The sequence below is a fragment of the Methylomicrobium lacus LW14 genome, assembly GCF_000527095.1.
GTDB lineage: Bacteria > Pseudomonadota > Gammaproteobacteria > Methylococcales > Methylomonadaceae > Methylomicrobium > Methylomicrobium lacus.
Map to the genome: position 1 here is coordinate 2,048,422 of NZ_AZUN01000001.1, position 23,043 is coordinate 2,071,464.

General features: G+C 56.1%; 23 protein-coding genes and 1 tRNA gene. 7 read left to right on the forward strand and 17 right to left on the reverse strand.

Annotated elements, in window-relative coordinates; all coding sequences use genetic code 11:
* Nucleotides 1-27: 27 nt before the first annotated feature.
* Nucleotides 28-393, forward strand: a complete 366-nt coding sequence (locus METLA_RS0109215; protein ID WP_152539412.1) for a hypothetical protein — start codon at nt 28-30, stop codon at nt 391-393.
* A gap of 95 nt (nt 394-488) precedes the next feature.
* On the opposite strand, the gene METLA_RS0109220 is transcribed toward METLA_RS0109215, so the two are convergent.
* The 6 genes from METLA_RS0109220 to sodC all read right to left on the reverse strand — a co-directional run bounded on the left by METLA_RS0109220 (nt 489) and on the right by sodC (nt 6,801).
* Nucleotides 489-878 carry a helix-turn-helix domain-containing protein gene (locus tag METLA_RS0109220; protein ID WP_024298281.1) on the reverse strand — a complete coding sequence of 130 codons (390 nt, stop codon included), beginning with the start codon at nt 876-878 and terminating at the stop codon, nt 489-491.
* A gap of 222 nt (nt 879-1,100) precedes the next feature.
* Nucleotides 1,101-1,190, reverse strand: a tRNA-Ser gene (locus METLA_RS0109225).
* A 272-nt stretch (nt 1,191-1,462) separates the two neighbouring features.
* The gene (locus METLA_RS0109230; RefSeq protein WP_245598768.1) at nt 1,463-2,827 is read right to left on the reverse strand and encodes an efflux transporter outer membrane subunit; all 1,365 of its coding nucleotides are present in this window, start codon (nt 2,825-2,827) and stop codon (nt 1,463-1,465) included.
* Entirely contained in the window at nt 2,827-4,779 is a 1,953-nt protein-coding gene (locus METLA_RS0109235) for a MacB family efflux pump subunit (RefSeq protein ID WP_024298283.1), read from the reverse strand. The genes METLA_RS0109230 and METLA_RS0109235 overlap by 1 nt, the downstream gene beginning before the upstream one ends.
* Nucleotides 4,776-5,978, reverse strand: coding sequence for an efflux RND transporter periplasmic adaptor subunit (locus tag METLA_RS0109240; protein ID WP_024298284.1), 1,203 nt, complete (start codon nt 5,976-5,978; stop codon nt 4,776-4,778). The genes METLA_RS0109235 and METLA_RS0109240 overlap by 4 nt, the downstream gene beginning before the upstream one ends.
* A 301-nt stretch (nt 5,979-6,279) precedes the next feature.
* Nucleotides 6,280-6,801, reverse strand: coding sequence for a superoxide dismutase family protein (sodC, locus tag METLA_RS0109245; protein ID WP_024298285.1), 522 nt, complete (start codon nt 6,799-6,801; stop codon nt 6,280-6,282).
* A 300-nt stretch (nt 6,802-7,101) separates the two neighbouring features.
* Between sodC and METLA_RS0109250 the strand changes: the two genes are divergently transcribed.
* The 3 genes from METLA_RS0109250 to METLA_RS20795 all read left to right on the forward strand — a co-directional run bounded on the left by METLA_RS0109250 (nt 7,102) and on the right by METLA_RS20795 (nt 8,482).
* Nucleotides 7,102-7,821, forward strand: coding sequence for a DUF2490 domain-containing protein (locus METLA_RS0109250; protein WP_024298286.1), 720 nt, complete (start codon nt 7,102-7,104; stop codon nt 7,819-7,821).
* Nucleotides 7,822-7,886: 65 nt separating this feature from the next.
* Complete coding sequence (locus tag METLA_RS23845) at nt 7,887-8,042, forward strand: hypothetical protein (protein ID WP_342665866.1); 156 nt, start codon at nt 7,887-7,889, stop codon at nt 8,040-8,042.
* 47 nt (nt 8,043-8,089) lie between these two features.
* Nucleotides 8,090-8,482, forward strand: a complete 393-nt coding sequence (locus tag METLA_RS20795) for a Uma2 family endonuclease (protein ID WP_342665867.1) — start codon at nt 8,090-8,092, stop codon at nt 8,480-8,482.
* A 38-nt stretch (nt 8,483-8,520) separates the two neighbouring features.
* Here METLA_RS20795 and METLA_RS0109260 read toward each other — a convergent pair whose 3' ends face one another.
* Nucleotides 8,521-10,836: an NADP-dependent malic enzyme gene (locus METLA_RS0109260; RefSeq protein ID WP_024298287.1), complete on the reverse strand. Its 2,316-nt coding sequence runs from the start codon at nt 10,834-10,836 to the stop codon at nt 8,521-8,523.
* 149 nt (nt 10,837-10,985) lie between these two features.
* Between METLA_RS0109260 and METLA_RS0109265 the strand changes: the two genes are divergently transcribed.
* Both METLA_RS0109265 and METLA_RS0109270 read left to right on the forward strand, forming a co-directional pair.
* On the forward strand, nt 10,986-11,240 hold the full coding sequence (locus METLA_RS0109265; RefSeq protein WP_024298288.1) for a type II toxin-antitoxin system RelE family toxin: 255 nt from the start codon (nt 10,986-10,988) through the stop codon (nt 11,238-11,240).
* Complete coding sequence (locus METLA_RS0109270; RefSeq protein ID WP_024298289.1) at nt 11,237-11,596, forward strand: helix-turn-helix domain-containing protein; 360 nt, start codon at nt 11,237-11,239, stop codon at nt 11,594-11,596. Before METLA_RS0109265 ends, METLA_RS0109270 begins: the two co-directional genes overlap by 4 nt.
* Nucleotides 11,597-11,795: 199 nt before the next feature.
* Here the strand turns inward: METLA_RS0109270 and rpoH are convergent, their stop codons facing one another.
* The 6 genes from rpoH to METLA_RS0109300 form a co-directional block, all read right to left on the reverse strand.
* Nucleotides 11,796-12,650: an RNA polymerase sigma factor RpoH gene (gene rpoH, locus METLA_RS0109275; RefSeq protein ID WP_024298290.1), complete on the reverse strand. Its 855-nt coding sequence runs from the start codon at nt 12,648-12,650 to the stop codon at nt 11,796-11,798.
* An 83-nt stretch (nt 12,651-12,733) separates the two neighbouring features.
* Nucleotides 12,734-13,735, reverse strand: a complete 1,002-nt coding sequence (ftsX, locus tag METLA_RS0109280; RefSeq protein ID WP_084480108.1) for a permease-like cell division protein FtsX — start codon at nt 13,733-13,735, stop codon at nt 12,734-12,736.
* 2 nt (nt 13,736-13,737) lie between these two features.
* Nucleotides 13,738-14,394, reverse strand: a complete 657-nt coding sequence (ftsE, locus tag METLA_RS0109285; RefSeq protein ID WP_024298292.1) for a cell division ATP-binding protein FtsE — start codon at nt 14,392-14,394, stop codon at nt 13,738-13,740.
* Between the two features lie 8 nt (nt 14,395-14,402).
* Complete coding sequence (gene ftsY / locus METLA_RS0109290; RefSeq protein ID WP_024298293.1) at nt 14,403-16,424, reverse strand: signal recognition particle-docking protein FtsY; 2,022 nt, start codon at nt 16,422-16,424, stop codon at nt 14,403-14,405.
* An 8-nt stretch (nt 16,425-16,432) separates the two neighbouring features.
* Nucleotides 16,433-17,029, reverse strand: coding sequence for a hypothetical protein (locus tag METLA_RS0109295; RefSeq protein WP_024298294.1), 597 nt, complete (start codon nt 17,027-17,029; stop codon nt 16,433-16,435).
* Between the two features lie 4 nt (nt 17,030-17,033).
* On the reverse strand, nt 17,034-17,735 hold the full coding sequence (locus METLA_RS0109300) for an SURF1 family protein (RefSeq protein WP_024298295.1): 702 nt from the start codon (nt 17,733-17,735) through the stop codon (nt 17,034-17,036).
* Nucleotides 17,736-17,824: 89 nt separating this feature from the next.
* Here METLA_RS0109300 and METLA_RS0109305 point away from each other — a divergent pair, with 89 nt between their 5' ends.
* Entirely contained in the window at nt 17,825-18,106 is a 282-nt protein-coding gene (locus tag METLA_RS0109305; RefSeq protein ID WP_024298296.1) for a twin transmembrane helix small protein, read from the forward strand.
* A gap of 54 nt (nt 18,107-18,160) precedes the next feature.
* Here METLA_RS0109305 and METLA_RS0109310 read toward each other — a convergent pair whose 3' ends face one another.
* The 4 genes from METLA_RS0109310 to coxB all read right to left on the reverse strand — a co-directional run bounded on the left by METLA_RS0109310 (nt 18,161) and on the right by coxB (nt 22,957).
* Complete coding sequence (locus tag METLA_RS0109310; RefSeq protein WP_024298297.1) at nt 18,161-19,033, reverse strand: cytochrome c oxidase subunit 3; 873 nt, start codon at nt 19,031-19,033, stop codon at nt 18,161-18,163.
* An 11-nt stretch (nt 19,034-19,044) separates the two neighbouring features.
* The gene (locus tag METLA_RS0109315; RefSeq protein WP_024298298.1) at nt 19,045-19,590 is read right to left on the reverse strand and encodes a cytochrome c oxidase assembly protein; all 546 of its coding nucleotides are present in this window, start codon (nt 19,588-19,590) and stop codon (nt 19,045-19,047) included.
* A 148-nt stretch (nt 19,591-19,738) separates the two neighbouring features.
* Complete coding sequence (gene ctaD / locus METLA_RS0109325) at nt 19,739-21,361, reverse strand: cytochrome c oxidase subunit I (protein ID WP_024298299.1); 1,623 nt, start codon at nt 21,359-21,361, stop codon at nt 19,739-19,741.
* A gap of 72 nt (nt 21,362-21,433) precedes the next feature.
* Entirely contained in the window at nt 21,434-22,957 is a 1,524-nt protein-coding gene (gene coxB / locus METLA_RS0109330) for a cytochrome c oxidase subunit II (protein ID WP_024298300.1), read from the reverse strand.
* Between the last annotated feature and the right edge of the window lie 86 nt (nt 22,958-23,043).

Here is a 23,043-nt window from a genome sequence, read left to right on the forward strand (position 1 = left end):
TTTGAATACAATTGCAGGGAGAATCCCATGAAAGCCCTCTCACTTTTTATCATCCTTGCTGTCACGTCAGACATCGGCAACGCCCTGTCTATCGAGCATGAAAATGCGGAAAGGCGTCAGCCAGAGCATTACAGCTATAATCAGAAAACTGATTCAGAGATACGAAGCGATATTTATTACCAACGCGCCGAGCAAGAGCGCTTAGAACAGCAGCAGCGAGAGCAACAACGCAAAGAACGGCAGCGGTTAGATCAACAGCGGCGACAGCTTCAAATGGAAAATCAGAGCAAGCCAAGGCATCATTACGACGACTATCTGGACTATGATTCGCAGAGGCAAAGCGATATGGAGCAAGAACGCCAGCAACAGATTATTAGGGAGTTTTATCACTAGCAGGTAGCCCGCATACGGCAATGCGAAATGCGGGGTAATCGGCTCCGCTCTTCCCTGATTCCGTTATACTGCATCCTGGCTACTTGCTATTTTGATTATTTTCTAACGAAACTACCAAGATACGCAGTTAGCTGATCATAGGTCACTTCCATATCTAAGCCAGCGGCAAAGGCCGCTCGATACACACCTAACCGTTCCGATTCCGTGAATTGATGAGATGACATTGCCATCGCTTTTTCGGCGGCGCGGATAATTAGATTAATTTGCAGTTGTAGCGGATTGACTTCGCCCTCCGTCATCAACTCATCCAGTGAACATCCAAGTTTATCGGCTAAGGCTTTCATCTGGGCCGGACCGGGCTGCCTTCTGCCGGTCAAATAGTGGCCAACAGCTCCACGGGTAGTGACTCCGAACACACCAAGCAAATCATCTTGACGTATTTTTTTATAGACCATCAGGCCCTTAGCTTTCTCGTACCATTTCATGTTAGATTGGACACAGACAGTATCAAAAAACAACGCCACATTTTGTGTTTCCGCTCAGCCTCAAAACGGAACTCCGGGCTCGCTTTTAACCAGACAAAACTTGAGAGCGAAACGCAGCAATCGCGATGAAGGCTGCAGTTATCTAACCAAAACCGAAAGGTAGACTACAAATGAGATATAAAACCAATGATCTTCTTAAAATATTGATTTTATCGAGAGTGTTGGCGGAGAGGGAGGGATTTGAACCCTCGATACGGTAAACCGTATACCAGATTTCGAGTCTGGCGCATTCAGCCGCTCTGCCACCTCTCCTGTCTTGAAGGTGCCATTATAGCACAGAAAATGGCTCGATCGACTAGGGCTCTTGCCGGTTAGATAAAATTTAGCCAAACACCTCCGATGCACCGCTAACATCCCTCGTCCAAAGCCTTCAAAATCCACAAGATCATGGAACAGTAGAGGCTCGAAGTCCATCAATCGCGAACGTTGGAACTCCTTCGTTAGTGGGCGTAGGGTATGCTGCGCATACCCTTTTCAGAAGTTTTCGGATGCTCTGAACATGCGAAAGGTACGCGCAGCGTACCCTACAAACGCCGCCAGCCGCCGCCCAACGCCTTGTACAACAACACCGACGCGGTCAACACATCCGTATGCGCCTGCACCTCGCTATCCTGCGCGTTCAACAAACTACGCTGCACATTCAGCAAGGTTTGATAATCGGTCGCGCCGGCCAGATAGCGATCCAGGCCCAGTTCATAAGCCCGCCTTGCACTGTCGACCGACAGCAATAAATCCTCGCGGCGGCGCGCGGCCTGGCTGCCGAGCGCTAGCGCATCTTCGACCTCGCGGTAAGCGGTCAACAGCGTTTGCCGGTAAATCTCGACCAGTTCGCCTCGCCTTGCCTTGGTGCGCTCGAGTTCGCCTTCGAGGCGGCCGCCCTGGAAGATCGGCTGGGTCAGGGATGACGCCAGCGCGACCCCGATACCGGCCGGCTGCGACATCATCGCGGCGGTGAAGATATTGTCCGCGTTGAGTTCAAGTTTCGGATAGAAGGCCGCGCGCGCGACGCCGATGTCCGCATGCGCGGCGATCAGTTCGGCCTCGGCGCTCTGGATATCGGGCCGCTGTTCGAACAAAGTGGCCGGGCGGGCGGGATCGGCACCGGGAATGTAAATGCCTTGCAGGCTTTGGCCGCGCGGTTCGAACTGTTGCGGAGGACGGCCGAGCAGCACCGCCAGCGCGTTTTCGCTTTGCGCGATGTCCTGATCGAGCCGGGCCACCGCGGCCGCGGCGTTCGCACGCTCGGTCTGCTGCTGCGCGACATCGAGCGCGGTCGCGGCGCCGGCCTCGAAGCGCGATTCGATGATGTCCAGCACGTCGCTGATGTTTTTCAGATTATCCAGCGCGATGCGTCTGCGATCGCGCAACCCGAGCAGCGTAAAATAGGATTGCGCGACATCGCCCATCACGGTCAGGCGCAAGGCATCGTAAGAAAAGCGGGAGCTGTCGAGTTGCGCGTGGGCGCTGTCGCGGCCGGCCCGAAGCCTGCCCCACAAATCGACCTCATAGGACAGGTTCCACTGGCCTTCCAAGGTGTTCAGACCTGAACCGGAACGGGTGCTGTCGGTGTAGATATGACGGCCAATCGCGCCGACGGCCGGCAGCAACGGCGCGCCGGCGATTTTCGCGAGCGCCCGGAATTGGTCGATGCGCTGGATCGCCGCGGTCAAATCGCGGTTATTACTCAAGGCTTCGGTGATCAAACGATCGAGCTCGGCGCTGCCGAACAGTTTCCACCAGTCGGGGGAAATCGTTGCCCCGCTGGTCGGTTTCGGTGTTTGATTCTTCCAGGCTTCGGGCGCGGCATCGGCCGGACGCTGGTAATCGGGCACTAAAGAGCAGCCGGCAAGCAGCAGCAAAACGCCAAAAATTCCTTGTTTGATCCGCATCATTCCGCCGCCAACGCCACGACCGGGTCGAGCAGCGCCGCCTTGCGCGCCGGCAAAAAACCGAATAGCACGCCGGTGCCGAACGCGCAGGAAAACGCCAGGATGGCCGGCAGCGGCGAAAAAATCACGCGCATCTCGAACATCGAAATCGTCTTGCCGGTACCGTAACCGAACAAGACGCCCAAGATGCCGCCCAAGGTGCAGACCACCGCCGCCTCGGTGTTGAACTGCAGCAAAATGTCGCGGCGGCGCGCGCCGACCGCCATCCGGATACCGATTTCGCGGGTGCGTTCGGTCACGCTGACCAGCATGATGTTCATCACGCCGATGCCGCCGACCAGCAACGAAATCGCCGCGACCGTGCCGAGCAGCGTGGTCAAGGTATTCTGCGTCGCGGTCGCGGTTTGTAGGATCGACGCCATGTTGCGTATCCGAAAATCCTCGGTCTGATGGCGCGACAGCAATAGATTGTTAATCGCATCCTCGGTGTCTTCGATCGTGGAAACATCGGTCACGCGCACGGTGACGCCGTTCAGGTAATTCTGTCCGAACAGGCGAATCAGGCCGGTACTGACCGGCACGAACACCGTGTCGTCCTGATCGCCGCCGAAGCCGGACGCGCCTTTCGGCGACATGATGCCGATCACTTCGAAAGGGATATTGCCGATCAGAATATAGCGGCCCAGAGGATCGAGGCCCTCGGGAAAAAGAATCTGCGCGACGGTCTGGCCGAGTACGACGACTGGCGCATAGCGGCGGATATCGCGTTCGGTGAAAAAATCACCCTCCGCGACCGGCCAGTCGCGGACCCTGGACAGGGCCGCGCCGACGCCCTGAATGCTGGTCGCATAATCGATATTACCGAAACGGACCGTTTGCCGGCTGCTGCGTTCGGCCAGGGCGACCTCGACATTCGGCAGTTCCTGGATCGCGTCCGCATCGTCGGGCGTCAGGGTAATCACGTCGCTGGCGCCGCGCAGGCCCGGCGCGCCGGGGCGGATAGACAACAGATTGGTGCCCATCGAGCGGATCTGATCGAGCACGTCCTGTTGGCTGCCCTCGCCGACCGCCAGCATCGTGACCACCGCGGCGACGCCGATGATGATGCCGAGCAGGGTCAACGCGGTGCGGAACAGATTGACCCGCAGCGCGCGCAAGGCGGTCTTGACCGCTTCGCCGATGTCCGCGAGGATGCCGGCCTTGCCGCCAGTATCGATCTTCACCTCCGGGTGCGGCGTATTGCCGCCTTCGGGTGCGGAATCGTCGCTGATTTTGCCGTCGCTGATATTGATGATCCGGTCGGCATGCGCGGCGACGCCGGCATCGTGCGTGATCAACAGAATCGTGCGTCCCGACTTGTGCAGTGCGCCGAGCAAGGCCATCACTTCCTCGCCGCTGCGGCTGTCCAGCGCGCCGGTCGGCTCGTCCGCGAGCAGCACCGGCGGATTGTTCATCAAGGCCCTTGCGATCGCAACCCGCTGCTGCTGGCCGCCGGACAACTGCGAAGGTCGGTGGTCGCAGCGGTCGCCAAGGCCCAGATCGGCAAGCAGTTTGCGCGCCCTGGCCATACGGTCGGTCTTGTGTTCGCCCGCGTAAAGCGCCGGAATTTCGACATTTTCTTCCGCGCTGGCCGAGCCGAGCAGATTGTAGCGCTGAAACACGAAGCCGAAGGTGGCCCGGCGCAAAGCGGCCAGTTCGTCGGGATCGAACAGGGAGACATCCCGGCCCGCGACCCGATAGCAGCCCGATGTCGGCCGGTCGAGACAGCCTAGGAGGTTCATCAGCGTCGATTTTCCGGAACCGGACTGACCGATGATCGCGACGAACTCGCCGGACCAAATCTTCAGCGAGACATCGTCCAGCGCCCGAATCAGATTGTCGCCGCTTTTGAAGGTCCGGCAGATGTGCTCTAGGTTCAGCAACGGCTCCGCTTTTGCGGGATTTGCGCTCATATCCGCGGCATGCTCGGCGGTCGGTAGGAGTCCCTGCCCCCGTTCTTCTTGGCGGCCAGCGTCAGTTTGACCCGGTCGCCGATCGCCAAGCCATCGCGAATCTCGGCGAAACGGCGGCTCTGCAAGCCGACATGAATCACCTTTTCGCGTGCCTGGTTGTCGGACACTATCACCTTGATCTGATACGCCCTACCCTGTGGATTGTCCTGATCGTGCAGGCGTTTGCCCAGTGCATTGACCGGGATCACCGGCACGTGTTTGGCCTCGCCGAGGACGAAGAAAACCTGCGCGCTCATGCCGCTCATCAGTTGTCCGTCGGTATTATCCACATCGATCAGCACATTGTAGAGGACCACATTATTCAGCACTTCCGGGGTCGGCAATATCTGCCTAACGACGCCCTGCCAGCGGCGCTGCTCCGAGCCGAGCGTCGTAAAATAGACCGGCATACCGGTCTTGATGCGCATGATGTCGGCTTCGGCGGTCTGCGAACGCACGGTCATCTTATCGAGCTTGGCCAACTGCATGATGTTCGGGGTCTGCTGATTCGCGTTCAGGGTTTGACCGGCGCGGGCGGTTTGCTGCACGACGGTGCCGTCCATCGGCGCAAAAATTTTCGTGTAGCCCAGATTGGTACGGTCGCCGGAAAGCGTCGATTCAACTTGCTGTATTTGCGCCCGGATCGAATCGGCGAGCGCCATGGCGGCCTTGTAATTCGATTCACTGTTTTGCAGCGTTTCCTGGCTGACCGCCTTGGTCGGATACAATTGCTGGTTACGCGCATACTGGCGTTTTGCAAACAAGATCAACGCTTCTTGCTGTACCAGTTGCGCTTTTAAATTATTGATACTGGCCTCATCTGCTTGCACCCTGGCCGCATAGATGCGCGGGTCGATTTGAGCCAGCTGTTGGCCGGTTTTGACGACATCGCCGATCTCGACAAACAGCTTCTGCAATTGCCCGCTGACCTGGGCACCGATATCGACATACTCCTTCGGTTCGAGCTTGCCTTGCGCAGTCACGTTTTCCTCGATGTCGCCGTAGGCGATCTGCACGGTCGAATCTGCCAAAGACGCCTGCTTCGATTCGGTCTCCCTTTGCCAATAAAAACGCAGCGCCGCGCCGGCCGCTAACAGCAGGACGAGCAGACCCACAAGCCAATACACGCGATGGCGAGAAAAAATTTGTTTTGCCTGCATCAAATCGATTTTAGAAGAAAATAAGGATCATTCGCATATCTGCGAGTTGCATTATAGCGTGCCAGCGATTGTCTCAGGCGGCTTTTGTATTAGAAATCTGCTGATTTCAAAGAGACGCGGGGCGGTAACAATCAGGCTACCGCGTTTAGGATTTGGTGAACAACTTTCCGCAATTTTATCTCATCGTTCTCCCACGCTCCAAGTGAGGGAACACCTTTGTTTGCACCGCTCCAGCGGTGCGTGACGCGGGAGCGTGGGAATGATACTACATTTTGGGACAGCAGAGGCCGCCCCACAAATTTTAGCCTTTAATCACACCGCAGGCAATCCGCGCCTTACCGCCGCCCAAAGGCTCGGGCTCGTCCGAATAATTATCCCCACCGGCATGAATGATCAGCGCGCGGCCTTTGACATCCTCCAGTTTCAGGCGCGGCGCCACAACGCTGGCTGTGGCTTTGCCGTCCGCGCCGACAACCAATTTCGGCAGGTCGCCCAAATGGCCGCTGCCTTCCGGGCCTTCATGTTTTTTGCTGGCTTGCGGGTCGTAATGACCGCCCGCCGCCAATGCCGGCGTCAGCTTGCCGTCCTTTTCCTTGGCATCGCAGCTCGGATTCTCATGCACATGAAAGCCGTGTTCCCCGGCAGACAGGCCTTCGAGAGACGGGGCAAATGTCAATCCCTTTGACGATTCGCTGATTTTGACGCTGCCGATCGCTTTGACCACACCCTGGTCGCTGACAGTACTAACCGGGACTACGACATCAGCCGCTACGGCACAGCCGACCGATGAGGCGAATACCGCGATTGCATAGGAAAATTTCATTTGACGCTCCGTTGATGAATTTAATGGAAAAAACTGAATCCATAGTAAAACTAGCCGCCAGGTAAATCAACACTAAAATGGTTGGTTATTTTCCACCATCGGCTTTGCCTTCAGCGGTTTTTCTCAACGTCATGGCGTTAAATTTCATTAAGCCTGATTAACAAAGCCATTGATTTATAAAAACAATCAAAAATGGCCTGTATCTTGCTGAATCTCCAGCGGATTAGAGTGATACGACCGCACTATGAGCCGTCGCTCGTCTTTAAAGACAGTTTTATGTACTTGGAGTGATCAAACGCTATGAAAAAGAAAGCAATAAATCGCCTCGGCTTGACGGCAGTCATTTTAAGTTCGGTCAGTCTTGCATCGACCGCCGTCGCGGCCGATGACTTACTGCAGGATGCCGGCAGCTGGCTGCAAGTCGTCGGCGAAGGCAGCCTGAAAGTGGTCGATCCGAGACTCGAAAAGGGACGCATCTGGCTGGAAGGCCAATCCCGCTTCGACGACAACTGGGATCATTGGTACCAGGGCATGGTCCGCACGGCAATAGGCTATTCGCTGAGCGACCGCGCCACGATCTGGGCGGGCTATACCTGGCTGCCTACCCAAAACGTCGGCAAGGATTATGTGTCTCAGCAGGATGTATGGCCGGCGTTCCGTTATGTGCTGCCGACCGACTTCGGCACCTTCATGTTCCGGACGATGGTCGAAAGCAATTTTTTAAAAGGCGACGATGTGCGTTTCCGGCCGCGTCAGATGATCCGCTTCATGCATCCTCTGGATCTCGAACCGCGCTTGAGCCTGATCGCCTGGGATGAGTTTTTCATCCGCGCGAACTCGACAAAATTCGGCGGCCAATCCGGTTTCGATCAGAACCGGGCGTTTGCGGGCCTCGGCTGGACTTTCAATAAAAACTTCCGGGCCGAAGCGGGTTACCTGAATCAATATCTGGATGACACGACCCACACGAATAACACCATGCACCATTTGATCATGGGATCGCTGTTCATCAATTTTTGAGGCCGCCGCAGTCGGCGTCAGGATATAATGGGCCGCATCCATTTCATTCCACCGAGAACCGTGCGATGGCGCAAGACCGTCAAGCCGAGAGTTTTTTGCTGACCGAAGAGGAATACCTGAGCAGCGAACCCGCCTCACAAGTGAAGCGCGAGTATATTGACGGTCAGGTTTACGCCATGGCCGGCGCCGGATATAACCATAATTGTATTGCGGCTATTTAGCCCGTGAATTCGGCAATCGCCTTAAGGGTACGCCCTGCGCCACGTTCATGGCAGACATGAAAGTGCGGCTAGGCAAGGATTATGTGTATCCCGATGTGCTCGTGGACTGTAGCAAAATGTCGGGAGACGATTATTTCTCAACCTCCCCGATTATCATTGTCGAGGTGCTGTCGAGGGCAACCCGGAAAACCGATACCACGACGAAACTTGTTCGCTATCTTAACCTGCCGTCTTTACAAGAATATGTCCTGATAGAGCAGGATATTGTTTCAGTAGAAGTGCTGCGAAAGAGCAACAATTGGCGAACGGAGTATTATTCGCTGGACGACTCCGTCACTTTTGAATCGATTGGCCTGACGCTGACGGTCGAAGAAATTTACGACCGCGTTGACAATCCCGATATAAATGAATTCAAACAGCCATCATTTCCAGAAGGATAGGCCGTCTTCGACGGTCTCTTGAGCGGCGACGCGGCGGGTCATGACATTTCTTCATTCGCATCCACGACACAAAAAGCAGCCATGTTCACGATCCGCCGCACCGTCGCGGCCGGCGTCAGGATATGGACGGGCCGGGCGCAGCCGAGCAGAACCGGTCCGATCGCGATGCCGTTGCCGGACGCGGTCTTGAGCAGGTTATAGGCGATATTGGCCGCATCGATGTTCGGCAGCACTAACAGGTTCGCGCTGCCTTTCAGCTTCGTATCCGGCATCATTTTTTTCAACATATCGTAATCCAGCGCGGTGTCGCCGTGAATTTCGCCTTCGATCTCCAGGTCCGGCGCCCGCTGCTGGATGATCGCAAAGGCCGCGCGCATTTTTTGCGCGGACTCGCTTTGACTGGTCCCGAAGTTCGAATGCGACAATAACGCGACGCGCGGCACCAGGCCGAAACGGCGCATCTGTTCGACCGCCAGCAGGGTGATTTCGGCCAGTTGCTCCGCATTCGGATCGTGATTGATATGCGTATCAACCAGCAAAACCTGACGATCGGGCAGGATCAGCCCGTTCATCGCCGCGTAAACGTTCACCCCGGCGCGCTTGCCGAGCACCTGATCGATATAGTGCAGGTGCGACGCGGTCGTGCCGAACAGCCCGCAAATCATCCCGTCGGCATCGCCCTTATGAACCAGCATCGCCCCGATCAAGGTAAGACGGCGGCGCATTTCGATTTTCGCGTAGGCCTCGCTGACGCCCTTGCGCACGGTCATCTCCAGATAGGTTTTCCAGAAATCACGGTAACGCTCATCATACTCGGGATTTACGAGCGTAAAATCGATGCCGGGTTTGATACGCAAGCCCAGCTTTTCGATACGGTGCTGCAAGACGACCGGCCGGCCGATCAAAGTCGGATAAGCGATATTTTCATCGACCAGCATCTGCACCGCGCGCAGCACGCGCTCATCCTCCCCTTCGGCGAAGACGATCCGCTTTCTTTCCGCGGGAGCGTTTTTGGCGACCCGAAACACCGGCTTCATGAAGGTGCCGCTGTGATAGACAAACTGCTGCAGGCGTTCAATATAAGCCGGAAGGTCCTGAATCGGCCGCGTCGCGACCCCGGATTCCGCCGCGGCCTTGGCGATCGCCGGTGCAATCGTGGTCATCAGGCGCGGGTCGAAAGGCATCGGAATCAGATAATCCGGCCCGAACGTCAGTTCGCTGATGCCGTAAATGCTCGCGACGATTTCGGACTGCTCCGCCTCGGCCAATTCGGCAATCGCCCTGACCGCGGCGATTTCCATCGCACGGGTAATCGTGGTCGCGCCCGAGTCCAGCGCACCGCGGAAAATATACGGGAAACACAAGGCGTTGTTGACCTGGTTCGGATAATCGGAGCGGCCGGTCGCAATGATCGCATCATCGCGCACCGCCTTGACCTCTTCGGGCAGAATCTCCGGGTTCGGATTGGCCAGTGCCAGGACCAATGGCCGCGCCGCCATCGTTTTGACCATTTCCGGTTTCAATACGCCGCCGGCCGACAGGCCCAGGAAAATGTCCGCGTCCGGAATCACATCGCCGAGTGTGCGCGCGTCGGTCTCGCGGGCGAAACGGGCCTTGTTCGGGTCCATCGCCTCCGCACGGCCCTGGTAAACCACGCCGTGATGATCGGTCACAGTGATGTTTTCGATCGGAAAACCCAGATCGATCAGCAAATCCAGACAGGCCAACGCCGCCGCTCCGGCGCCGGAAACGACCAGCTTGCATTGCTTGATCGATTTGCCGACGATCTTCAATCCGTTCAATATCGCCGCACCGACGATGATCGCGGTGCCGTGCTGATCGTCATGGAATACCGGGATCTTCATCCGCTCGCGCAGTTTACGCTCGACGTAAAAACACTCGGGCGCCTTGATGTCTTCGAGATTGATACCGCCGAAAGTCGGCTCGAGCGCCGCGATGATGTCGCAGAGCTTGTCCGGGTCCTGCTCGTCGATCTCGATATCGAACACATCGATGCCGGCGAATTTCTTGAACAACACGCCCTTGCCTTCCATCACCGGCTTGGCGGCCAACGGACCGATATTGCCCAGACCCAGCACCGCGGTGCCGTTGCTGATCACCGCGACCAGATTGCCGCGTGCGGTATATTTGAAGACGTTGGCCGGATCGGCCGCGATTTCCTCGCAGGCCGCCGCCACGCCGGGCGAATAGGCCAGCGAGAGATCGCGCTGATTGGCCAAAGGCTTGATCGGCGTCACGCTGATCTTGCCGGGGGCCGGAAATTCGTGATACTCAAGCGCGGCTTCGCGCAGTTGTTTGCGGAGTTCGTCTTTAGTACGGTCTGATGAAGTCATTGGCGCCGCCATCCCTTTCTTGAGTTAGTCTCGATTGTATCAGAGATGAGTAGGAGCTGCATCGTACCCCATCTACCGCAACGCAAGCTTAATCCCAACCGATTCGCTTAAGCGCTTGAACGAATATAGCGAAATGCTATAATTTAGCCATGTATAACATTACTTATCGCAAACTAGCGGCCAAGTCTTTTTTGAAATTACCCGCGGCTTATCAGGTGCGATTCAGGACGGCGTTTAACCAGTTGGCCGCAGGCGACTCTATCGGTTTGGACGTAAAAAAGCTGGAAGGACGCGAGGGATTTCGACTAAGGATTGGCGATTATCGCGCCATTTACCGCATCATCGATGCTGTGATGGTGATCGAGGCGGTTAAGATCGATAGCCGAGGAGATATTTACAAATGAGCATTCAATTTATCGAACATAACGGGCAAAAGCAGTTTGCAGTCATTCCGATCGCGTTGTATGACGAATTGCTTGAAAAAGCGGAGATGTTGGATGACATTAAAACCTATGATCAAGCCATGACGTCGGAGGGTGAGCTGGTCCCCGCCAACGTGGTATACCGAATCGCAGACGGCGAGAATAAGATCAAGGTTTGGCGAGAATACAGGGGGTTTACGCAAACGGAATTGGCTGAACGCTGCGGACTCAAGCAAGCCACCGTCGCGCAAATGGAAGGCGGTAAGCGTACCGGTAGCGTAGCCGCGTTAAAAGCTATTGCCGAAGCCCTGGCTGTAGAGTTGGATGATTTGGTTTAGCCTACGTATCAGGCATAAAAAGCATGCCCAGGCCTGCGGATTATTTTTCGGCTAATAAAAGTGGACATGATTTCTCTCTGGCCTCTGAGCGGGTTTTATCATATCAAAACGGTACGCGCAGCGTACCCCCTACCGCAGGCAATAAAAAAGGCTTAACGGGAATCCCGTTAAGCCTTCCAAGTATTCAATGTGTAGACGATCAGGCCGCCAGTACCGCCGTCCGCAATTTCTTCATCGCATTTTGTTCGAGCTGGCGGATCCGTTCGGCCGATACGTTGTAACGCTCGGCCAGTTCATGCAGTGTCGCTTTTTTCTCGCTCAACCAGCGGCTGGACAGAATGTCCTGGCTGCGCTCGTCGAGTTCGGATAAAGCGTCGATCAACAAATCCTGCTTATGACCGGACCACTCCGCATTTTCGAGCAAAACGGCCGGGTCGGCGCCGTGTTGTTGCAGATAGTGCGTCGGCGCGGCGTAGGTCTGCTCATCATCGTCGTCTGCCGGCATGTCGAACGAAACATCGCGGCTGCTCAGGCGCTGCTCCATTTCATAGACCGTGGCGACATCGACATCGAGGTCTTCGGCGATCGCCTTGGCTTCGTCGTGCGACAGCCAGCCGATATCCTGCTTGGATTTGCGCAGATTGAAGAACAGTTTGCGCTGCGCCTTGGTGGTCGCGACTTTGACGATGCCCCAGTTTTTGATCACATATTCGTGAATCTCGGCCTTGATCCAGTGCACCGCGAACGAGACCAGACGCACGCCGACGTCCGGATCGAAGCGTTTAACCGCTTTCATCAGGCCGATGTTGCCTTCCTGAATGATGTCCGGCATCGACAGGCCGTAACCGCTGTAGCCTCTGGCCACATGCACGACGAAACGCAGATTGGTCATGACCAGTTGCCGCGCGGCTTCCAGATCGCCGTGATCTCTAAACCTTATCGCCAATTCGCGCTCCTGCTCGGATGTTAATCTGGGCATTTGCCGGACAAGATTCAAATAGGCATCGAATGTTCCGGCCGATAAATTAACGGGTAAGGTTAATGCATGACTCATGATGTAGTGTACCTCGGGTAGTCAACTTGATTTAATTCTAGCACTCCGCTTTTAAGAGTGCTAATCATTTTGCAAGTTCAATCTTACTCGGGGCGCAATTGCCGAAGCTGATAAGCCAGAACCGCCCAGGAACCTATTACGCCGAGGCTCGACGATAACAGAATCAGATAAACCGATTCGCCGTATTCGAGAAAACGCAGGTGAAAACTGCCCTCGTAAAGCAGCGACAGATTCTCGACCGAGCGCCACAGCAGCAACATGATCACGGTCACGATGAACCAGGCCGCGACGCCGGACAAAAAGCCGATCCAGAAGCCGCCGTACAAAAAAGGCCGTTGAATGAAGCGGTTGGTCGCGCCGACCAATTTCGCAATCACGACTTCCTCGCGCCGATTATGCAACTCCAGCCGAATCGTATTGCCGGTGATGAACAAGACACCGAATCCGAGCAGGATGCTGATGCTTTGGGTGGCCTGCTCCGCGAGTTTGATGATCGATTGCATCCGTTCGAGCCATTGCATATCCAACTGCGCCTCATCGACTTCGGGGTATTGCTGCAAGGTCTGCTGGAGTTTCTGCAACGCCGCGGTGTTCGTTTGCGCCGGCACGGGCAAGACTTCGAGCACGATCGGCAACGGATTGCCTTCGAGCGCATCGAGCGCCGTATCCAGACCGCTGTTGGCCTTGAATTCGGCCAACGCCTCGTCCTTGCTGATCAATTTGATCTCGGCAACCTCGACATTTTTGCTGATCGTTTGAACCAGCTTCCTGGCCTCGGCTTCGCTGACCGTATCTTTCAGAAACAGCGAGATTTGATTGCTCGTCTCGATCGTACCGGTCAATTGCTCGAGATTGGCAACCAGGAGATAAAAACAGGCGGCCAGCGCGATAGAAATCGCCAGCACGCCAATCGTCAGGGCGGTCGTGAACGGCTTGACGAGCAGCCGGCCCAGGCTCGAAAAAAACGCATGCGCATGCAGATCGCGATAGGCATGCAATTTGTCGAGAAAATCGCCGCCGGCGACCTTATTGTGCGGCACTTCCGGACGAGGCGGGGTTTTATTTACGGCGCGTTTGCGTTTCATCATTATCCTGCGATCAGCCGGCCATGGTCGAGCGTCAATACGCGCCGGTCCATTTTGTTGATCAGCGCAATGTCATGAGAAGCAATCAATACGGTGGCTCCCAGTTGTTGAAATTGAGTAAATAAAGTCATGATTTCGGCGGCCAGTTCGGGGTCCAGATTGCCGGTCGGTTCGTCAGCCAGGATCATCGGCGGTTTATTCACCACAGCACGGGCGATGCCGACGCGCTGCTGTTCGCCGCCGGACAGGGTCAACGGAAATTTTTTTTCCTTGCCCAAAAGTCCGACCTTGTCCAACGCCGCCCTGACCTTCCGGGAGATTTCATGATGCCCGTAACCGGCGACCGCGAGCGGCAACGCCACGTTGTCGAAGACGGTGCGATCCTGCAAGAGTTTGAAGTCCTGAAAGATCAAGCCCATTTTGCGGCGCAGAAAAGGAATCCGATCATCCTGAACTTGGCTGACATTGTGCCCGTCGAAAAAAATCTGGCCGCGGCTGGCGCGCTCGATCAGCGCGATCAGCTTGAACAGGGTGCTCTTTCCGGCCCCGGAATGGCCGGTCAGAAAGGCCATTTCACCACGCTCGAGATGGAAACTGATACCGGCCAGCACATCGCCGGCCTCGGAATAGCGCTTGCTAACGTTATCGAACTTTAACATGGCAGCATTCAATCCCTGGCGAACAGCGCCTCGACGAAGGCGTCGGCATGAAAATCCTGCAAGTCGTCGATGCCTTCGCCGACGCCGATGAAGCGGATCGGAATGCCGATTTGCTTGGCCAGCGCGAAGATCATCCCGCCTTTCGCGGTGCCGTCCAGCTTGGTCAATACCAGCCCGGTCAGCGCCACCGCCTCATTGAACTGCTTGGCTTGCGACAACGCATTCTGCCCGGTGCCCGCATCGATCACCAACAGCACTTCGTGCGGCGCGTCTGCATCGAGCTTGCCCATGATGCGTTTGACTTTTTTCAACTCGTCCATCAGATTGGACTTGGTGTGCAGACGGCCGGCGGTATCCGCGATCAAGACATCGATGCCTTTCGCCTTGGCCGATTGCAGGCCGTCATAGATCACCGAGGCCGAATCGGCGCCGGTATGCTGCGCGACCACATGGATGTTGTTGCGTTCGCCCCAGGTTTGCAGCTGCTCGACCGCCGCCGCGCGGAAGGTGTCGCCGGCCGCCAGCATCACGCTGTGGCCCTGCGCCTGCAGGCGTTTGGCCAGCTTGCCGATTGTCGTGGTCTTGCCGACGCCGTTCACGCCGACGACCAGAATGACGAACGGATTATCCTGCTCGGGAATCTTCAGCGGCTCGCTGCAAGGTTCGACGATAGCCAGCAATTCCTGTTTAACCGCGGCGGTCAACATGTCCGCGTCGCGCAATTGATGGCGTTCGAGGCTTTGGGTCAGGTGGTTGATGATCTTGGTCGTCGCGTCGATGCCGATGTCGGCCATCAACAAGGTCGCCTCGATGTCTTCGAGCAAGTCGTCGCTGACGCCTTTTTGACCGAACGTCAGACTCGCCAGCGCGTCGCCGAGTCCCGAACGGCTCCGTTTCAGCTGCGATTTCAGACGCAGATACAAGGATTCCGGCGCAGGCTCGACATAAACTTCTTCGCCGGCTTTTTCGGCCGAAACCGGAACCTTGATAGCTTCTTTTTCTTCCGGCAACGGCCGTACGCGTTCGGCCGGGATTTCGGCTTCCTTCAGGCCATAACGGCCATAGAAACTGATCGAAATCAGCGGCATCATCATCAGCGCCGCGAACGCATTGTGCAGCACCGCCGCCCACAGCGGCGCGACCAGTTTCACGATCGCGATGCCGAGGCCGATCTGGACGATCAGCAGGATGCTGAGCTTCAAGCCGGCCCGTCTGACCTGCTTCGGATTCTTCCCCGAGGTCGCCAGCAGCATCACCAGACTCAGCACAAGGAAGCTGACCAGCGCGAAGACCCGGTGCAGCCAGTGCACCGCGACTTGCGCCTCCGGCGACAAGATACCGGTATTGCCGGTCACAAGACCGTTCAAAAGATTCAGCGCGGCGTTGAAATCGGCCGCTGCGGGGAACCATTGACCGTTGCACAACGGCAAATCACTGCCGCAGGCGAGCGCCGCCAGATTGGTGCTGGTCCAGCCGCCGAGCAGGGTTTGCAGCAGCACGACCACCATCGCAAAGCGCGCCAGCCACACCGGACCCTGACGGGATGGAAGCCGCGTCAGACCCGGTTTCACGCGCAGATACAGACCGTTCAACAGCCAGAACGTGAGCATGCCGAGCAACAGATGCGCGGTCACGATCAGCGGCATCGTATGCAGCTTGACCGCCCACATGCCCAGTGCGGCTTGCAGCCCGACCAGAATCAACAAGAGGAGGCTTCCTGTGACCGCAGCCAGACGGTTCGTCTTGACCCAGGGCGACAGCAGCGCGAGCAGCAGGATCACCACGCCGAGACCCGCCGCCAGATAGCGGTGCGTCATTTCCTTAATGGCCTTCGCATGCTCGAAAGGATGCTCGGGAAAAGCCAGATCGGCCTCGGCCTTGAAATCCGGAGTATCGACAATCACCGCCTTGCCGTAGCAGCCGGGCCAGTCGGGACAGCCGAGACCCGCGTCCGATAAGCGCACATACGCGCCGAAGACGATCACGATCAGCGCCAGAAAGACGCCGAAGAGAGCAAGTTTTTTATACATCGCGGTTCCTAACCAATTTGCGAGATTTTTAAGAGATGCGTCAAATCGCTTTTGACTTTATAAGGGTCGAATCCGGGGTCGTATTGCATCATCAGATTGCGCAAAGGATCCATCAACAACAGTGCCCCATCCGGAAAGCCCTCGGGTCTGATGCCTTTGAGTTTGTTCAGAAAAGACGGGGCCGGTTTGACGCGCAATAAGGCCTTCTCGTCCTTCCACCAGGCTTCGGCAAGCTTCGGATCGGTATTGCCGAGCAGCAGCGCGACGCGCCGGGTTCTCGGCAAATCCTTGTTCAACATCAATTGTATCTGCTTGGTTTTATGCAGCGCATCCAGGCAAACTTCATTACAGCCCTGCTGCGGAAGCACATTCACGATCAGCCAATGCGCGCTCAATTCCTGAATATTGTCGCGGCTGAAGGTATCGAAACCACTCAGTTCGGCAGCCTCGGTCGTGATAGGCGGTACGATCAGCCGGCCGTAATTGGTCTGACCCTGCAACAACTCCGGCTTGACCTTGAACAACACGGCGATCAGGAAGGGGATCAGAGTCATCGCGAACACAATCAGGATGAGCTGACGATTTTTTTTCTGTTGAGTATTCATTTTTTTATTTCACACGGCTGAACCAAAGAAACAACAGCACCAGCGCCAGCGCGAGGCCGAACCATTGCACCGCGTAAGCGACATGCTTCTCCGGCGGCATCACACTGATTTCGTGCCACTCGCGCCGATAGCCTTCGGGCGCCTGTTTGTCGAGTTCGATCATAAAAGGAAACACGGGGTAACCGAGCCTTGCGGACAGGATTGCACTGTCTGCGACCTGCACGACCGCCGGCCAGCCTGCACTCGGCTGGTCCGCGCCGGCCAGCTTGATGCCGACGCTCGGAAAATGATTGATCCGGCCGCTGACCTGAGTCGGGTTCTGTTGCAGGGCCGGGGCGGGCAAGGTCTTCCGATCCTGATTGGCCGGAATCCAACCCCGGTTCACCAGCACGGCCTTATTGCCCGCATCCAGGATGAACGGCGTCAACACGAAATAGCCGACCTTGCCGCCCGCAACCTGGTTGTCGATCAAAATCTGATGGTCACCGTCATAATGCCCGCTGGCGTCAACCGATTTATAGCGCAATGCGTCCTTGTCTTCCGGCGTTGCCGCGGTCAATTGCAGCGAAGGCGCGGCCATGCCCTGCTTTTGCTGCGCGAAAAAAGCGCGCTTTTGCTCGGCCCGGTCCAATTGCCAAAAGCCGAGAGAGATCAATATCGGCAGCATGCACAACACTACCAGGGTTGGGATTTTTTCAAATTTCATCGGCCACAATAAACTTGCAATTCCCCTGACAAAGATATAATTTTCGTTGTTTATTCATTTCAGCATTCAGCCAGCGGCGCCATTCATCCATGATTATCAAAACCATCGTCACCATCGCGTTCATCCTGATCATTATAAGTCTCGGTTCGGCGCTTTTACACCTCGTCAAACACCGGAGCGATGAAGACTCAAAAAAAACGGTCAGGGCGCTGACCTTCCGGATCTCCCTTTCGCTCGTGCTGTTCATTTTTGTTTACATCATGATAGCGACCGGGCTTTACACGCCGCACGGCATCGGCGTAAGAATGCATGCGCCGAAACCGGCCGCAAGTGCCGCGCCGGCGCCGCAAAACACCCCGAAATCCAACTGACAAAAAAAAAGCGTTGCCTAAGCGGCAACGCTTTTAAAGGCATCAAAATTCCGATTATAACAAATATACAAACACGAACAGGCCCAGCCAGACCACGTCGACGAAGTGCCAATACCAGGCGGCCGCCTCGAACGCAAAATGGTTTTCCGGTTTGAAATGGCCTCTCCAGCTGCGGAACAATACCGTGCTCAGCATGATGGCGCCGACGCAGACATGGAAACCGTGGAAGCCGGTCAGCATGAAGAAGGTCGAACCGTAAATGCCGGTGCCGAGAGTCAGGCCCATTTCGCTGTAAGCTTCATGGTATTCGTAAGCCTGTAAGCCAACGAACAGGAAACCCAGACCAACGGTCGCAATCAAGCCTTGAATCAACTGCTGGCGTTTTCCAGCCAACAGGCCGTGATGCGCCCAGGTGCAGGTCACGCCGCTGCTGAGCAGGATCAAGGTGTTCAGGAAAGCCAGACCCCATGGACCCATCGCTTCGAATTCGCCGTCCGGAGTCGGTTTGCCTTCGAGCAGATGGCCAGGACCATTGGTCGGCCAAACCGCCTCAAAGCCCTGGTGTAAAATCTCTCCGGTGGCGCCCTCGGCCAGCCAAGGCACCGACAAATTCCGGGTGTACCAGAGCGAGCCAAAGAACACCGCGAAGAACATCACCTCGGAAAAGATGAACCACATCATGCCCATCCGGTACGAAATACCGACCTGGGTGTTGTACATGCCGAATTCGCTTTCGAGCGACTGCAAGGTAAACCAGCCGGCCAGCATGAAAATAAAAATCAACAGGCCCAAAACCATCATGCCCGGTCCGATCGACGAACCGTTCAGATAATTCGCGAAACCCGCCAGCGTGATGAACAGCCCCACCGTGCCTATTATCGGCCAGGTCGCTTTATGCGGGATGTAATAAGCATTGTGTGTGGACATAATGTTCCCCTTTATTGTTTCTCTGCTTTTTCAGTATTGTCAAAAAATGTATAAGCCAGCGTAATCGTTTTGTGCTCCGGCGAGATTTTGGGATCGACGACGAATCGCACCGGCATCGATCTGCCTTCCCGCGCCTTGAATTTCTGCTCGGTAAAGCAAAAACACTCGGTCTTCTTAAAATACTCGGCCGCAAGGCCCGGCGAAATGCTCGGTATCGCCTGCGCGACCATCGGCTTGTCGGTCTTGTTTTCCGCATAAAAATTCACCGTATAATACTGCCCCGGATGCACCTTTAACTTCGGCGTTTCCGCGCGAAACTCCATCGGCGCCGCTTCATTCAAGGCGGTCACGAATTCGACGGTCAATTCCCGGCTCGGGTCGACCTGATAGCCGGTTTCTTTCGCGGCGGTGCTTTCGACCTTGCCGTTCAGTCCGGTTACCTCGCACAACACGTCATACAGCGGCACCAGCGCAAAACCGAAGCCGAACATGGCCACCGCCACCAGCAACAGAGTGCGGACCAGCTTGGCGTTTTTTCGTTGCAATTCGCCGGTCATTGCGAAATGGCTTTCAGCACGGCAAAGACATAGATCGTGAGTGCAATCGCGACCAGTATCAATACCGTCAAAATATTTTTCTGTTTAATAGTCATCTTGATCAACCGACACGCTGCCTTGGGCAGCGTATCTATTTGTTTCGACTCAATTAAGAACGTTCGGTTGGAACAGTTTCCGGCGGCGTCGTGAAGGTATGGTAAGGCAGCGGCGATGGCAGAGTCCATTCCAGACCATGCTTGTGCGCATCTTCCCAGACCTCATCGCTGACTTTTTCGCCGGTGCCGCCGCGGATCGTATCGATCACGATATACAGGAACAGCAATTGGCTGGCGCCGAAGATGAAGCCGCCGATACTTGAAACCATGTTCCAATCGGCAAACTGCACCGCATAATCCGGAATACGGCGCGGCATGCCGGCCAAACCTAAGAAATGCTGCGGGAAAAACAGAATGTTGACCGAAATCGTCGACAGCCAGAAATGCAGCTTGCCGATCCGCTCGTTATACATGTGGCCGGTCCATTTCGGCAGCCAGAAATAACCGGCGGCCATCAGGATGAAGACCGAAGCCGGCACCAGTGTATAGTGGAAATGCGCGACGATGAAATAGGTATCGTGGTATTGGAAATCGGATGGCGCGATCGACATCATCAGACCGGTGAAGCCGCCTATCGTGAACAACACCACGAACGCGATCGAAAACAGCATCGGCGTTTCGAAAGTCATCGAGCCTTTCCACATGGTCGCGGTCCAGTTGAATACCTTCACTGCGGTCGGGATCGCGATCAGCATGGTCGCGTACATGAAATAGATTTCCCCGGCCATCGGCATGCCGACCAGGAACATGTGGTGCGCCCAGACAATGAAAGACAGGAAAGCGATCGCCGCGGTCGCGTAGACCATCGAACTGTAGCCGAACAGCGGCTTGCGCGCGAAGACCGGAATGATCGTCGATGCGACGCCGAAGGTCGGCAGAATCATCACGTACACTTCCGGGTGGCCGAAGAACCAGAAAATGTGCTGATACAACACCGGGTCACCGCCGCCTGCCGCGTCAAAGAAGCTGGTTTCGAAGAATTTGTCGGTCAACAACATGGTTACCGCGCCGGCAAACACCGGCATGATCGCGATCAACAAAAACGCGGTGATCAGCCAGGTCCAGACGAACAACGGCATCTTCATCATCGTCATCGCCGGAGCGCGCATGTTGAAGATCGTCGCGATGATATTGATCGAGCCCATGATCGACGAAATCCCGAGCAAATGCACCGAGAAAATCGCGAACGGCAGCGCCGCTCCGGTTTGCAGCACCAACGGCGGATACAGGGTCCAGCCGGCGGCGGGCGCGCCGCCTTCCATGAACAGGGTGCTGGCGAGCAATAAGCCGCCGGCGACCAAGAGCCAGAAGCTCATGTTGTTCATCCGCGGCAGCGCCATGTCCGGCGCGCCGATCATCAATGGGATCATCCAGTTCGCCAGACCGACGAAAGCCGGCATCACCGCGCCGAAGACCATGATCAGCGCGTGCATCGTGGTCATCGAGTTGAAGAATTGCGGGTTCACGAACTGCAAACCCGGTTCGAACAGCTCGGCGCGGATCACCATCGCCATCGCGCCGCCCAGGAAAAACATCGCGAGCGCAAAGACCAGATACAGCGTGCCGATATCCTTATGGTTGGTCGTGACGATCCAGCGAAGCCATCCCTTCATCGGGCCGTGGTCATCATGATGATCATCGTGGTGATGATCATGGGGTGCTATGACAGCGGACATAAGTGTTATACCTCAATAAAGTGTAAAAAAAGAAGCCATGGGGTCGGGTAAACGTCGTACCGTTCGTCCGCCTTATTGCAGCGCCTCGATTTCCGCAGGCGTAATCTTGTCGTTTACCGAATTGCCCAGCGCATTACGGGTATAGGTGACGACCGCGGCAAACTCTTCGGGGCTCAAGGTTTCGCCGAAAGCCGGCATCATGCCCTTGCCTGCCTTCATCAACTTGACCTGCTCCCTAATATCGCCGGTCACCACATCGCTGCCGCTCAGGGCCGGGAAGGTAGGCGGCAAGCCCTGGCCATTCGCTTGATGGCAGGACACGCAGTGGCCTTCATAGACGGTCTTTCCTTTCGCAATCAAACCCTCTGTCGACGTAGGATCGACTGGAGCGGCCTTGGCTTCTTCGGTCTTTGCAGATGCAGCGTCTTGCTCATCCTCTTCCTCTTCGTCAGCATCCGCAGCGGCGGCCGCGCCTTCCGGCAACAACGCCTGCACCGCTTTCGGCTGGATTTCATCGCCGACCGAGTTGCCCAGGGCGTTACGGGTATAAGTGATGACCTCTGCCAATTCGTCGGCCTTCAGCATTTTGCCGAATGCCGGCATCGCGCCTTTACCGTTCAACACCAGATCGGTCTGTGTGTTGATGTCGCCGGTTACCACCGCACTGGCTTTCAGGGCAGGGAATGCACCCGGTACGCCTTCGCCCTTCGGCAAATGGCAGGTCGAGCAGTTCTTTTCGTACACGCCGGCGCCCTTGGCAACCAAGTCCTCGTGGCTCAGATCGCTCAAATCAGGACCCTTGGCCGCTTCTGCCTTGGTTTTTTTGAACCAGGCATCATAATCGGGCTGATCCATCGCAATCACCACGATCGGCATAAAGCCGTGATCCTTGCCGCACAATTCGGTGCATTGGCCGCGGTAAGTGCCCGGCTTATCGACTTGAGTCCAGGCCTCGTTGATAAAGCCAGGGTTGGCGTCCTTCTTCCAGCCCAAATCCGGCACCCACCAGGAGTGGATCACATCGGCGGCGGTAAACAGGAAGCGGATTTTCTTTTTGGTCGGAATCACCAGCGGCTTATCGACATTCAGCAAGTAATTCGGCACGGTGGCGGGATCGATGCCGGAGCCGAGCTGACGCGCCTTGTTGCTTGCCTCGTCCAGGCTGCTGAAGAACTTCAGGTCGCTGCCCAGATATTCATATTCCCATTTCCATTGCCAGCCGGTGACCTTGATCGACATGTCGGAATCCTGCACGTCGTCCAGTTCAACGAGCGTCTTGGTTGCAGGAATCGCCATGCTGATCAGGATCACGGTCGGAATGACCGTCCAGATGATCTCGACCGTCGTATTTTCATGGAACTGCGCCGCCTGATGCCCCTTGTCCTTGCGGTGATGGAATATCGAGTAGAACATCGTGCCGAATACGCCAACACCGACGAATACGCAGATCCATAGAATCAGCATATGCAAGTCATGAATATCATGACTGATCTTGGTAACCCCTTCGGTTAAGTTGAGCGTGTAATCCGCCCGCGCTGACTCTTGTCCGATAGCCGTCAAGATCGTGCCTGCGAATAGTTGCTTGGTTTTGTTCACGGAGCAGCCCCTTCGTAAGTAATAAAAAACCTTGAATGCGTCATTTCATTTCGTAAGTCATGGATGCTGCCAAAACGGCGCACACC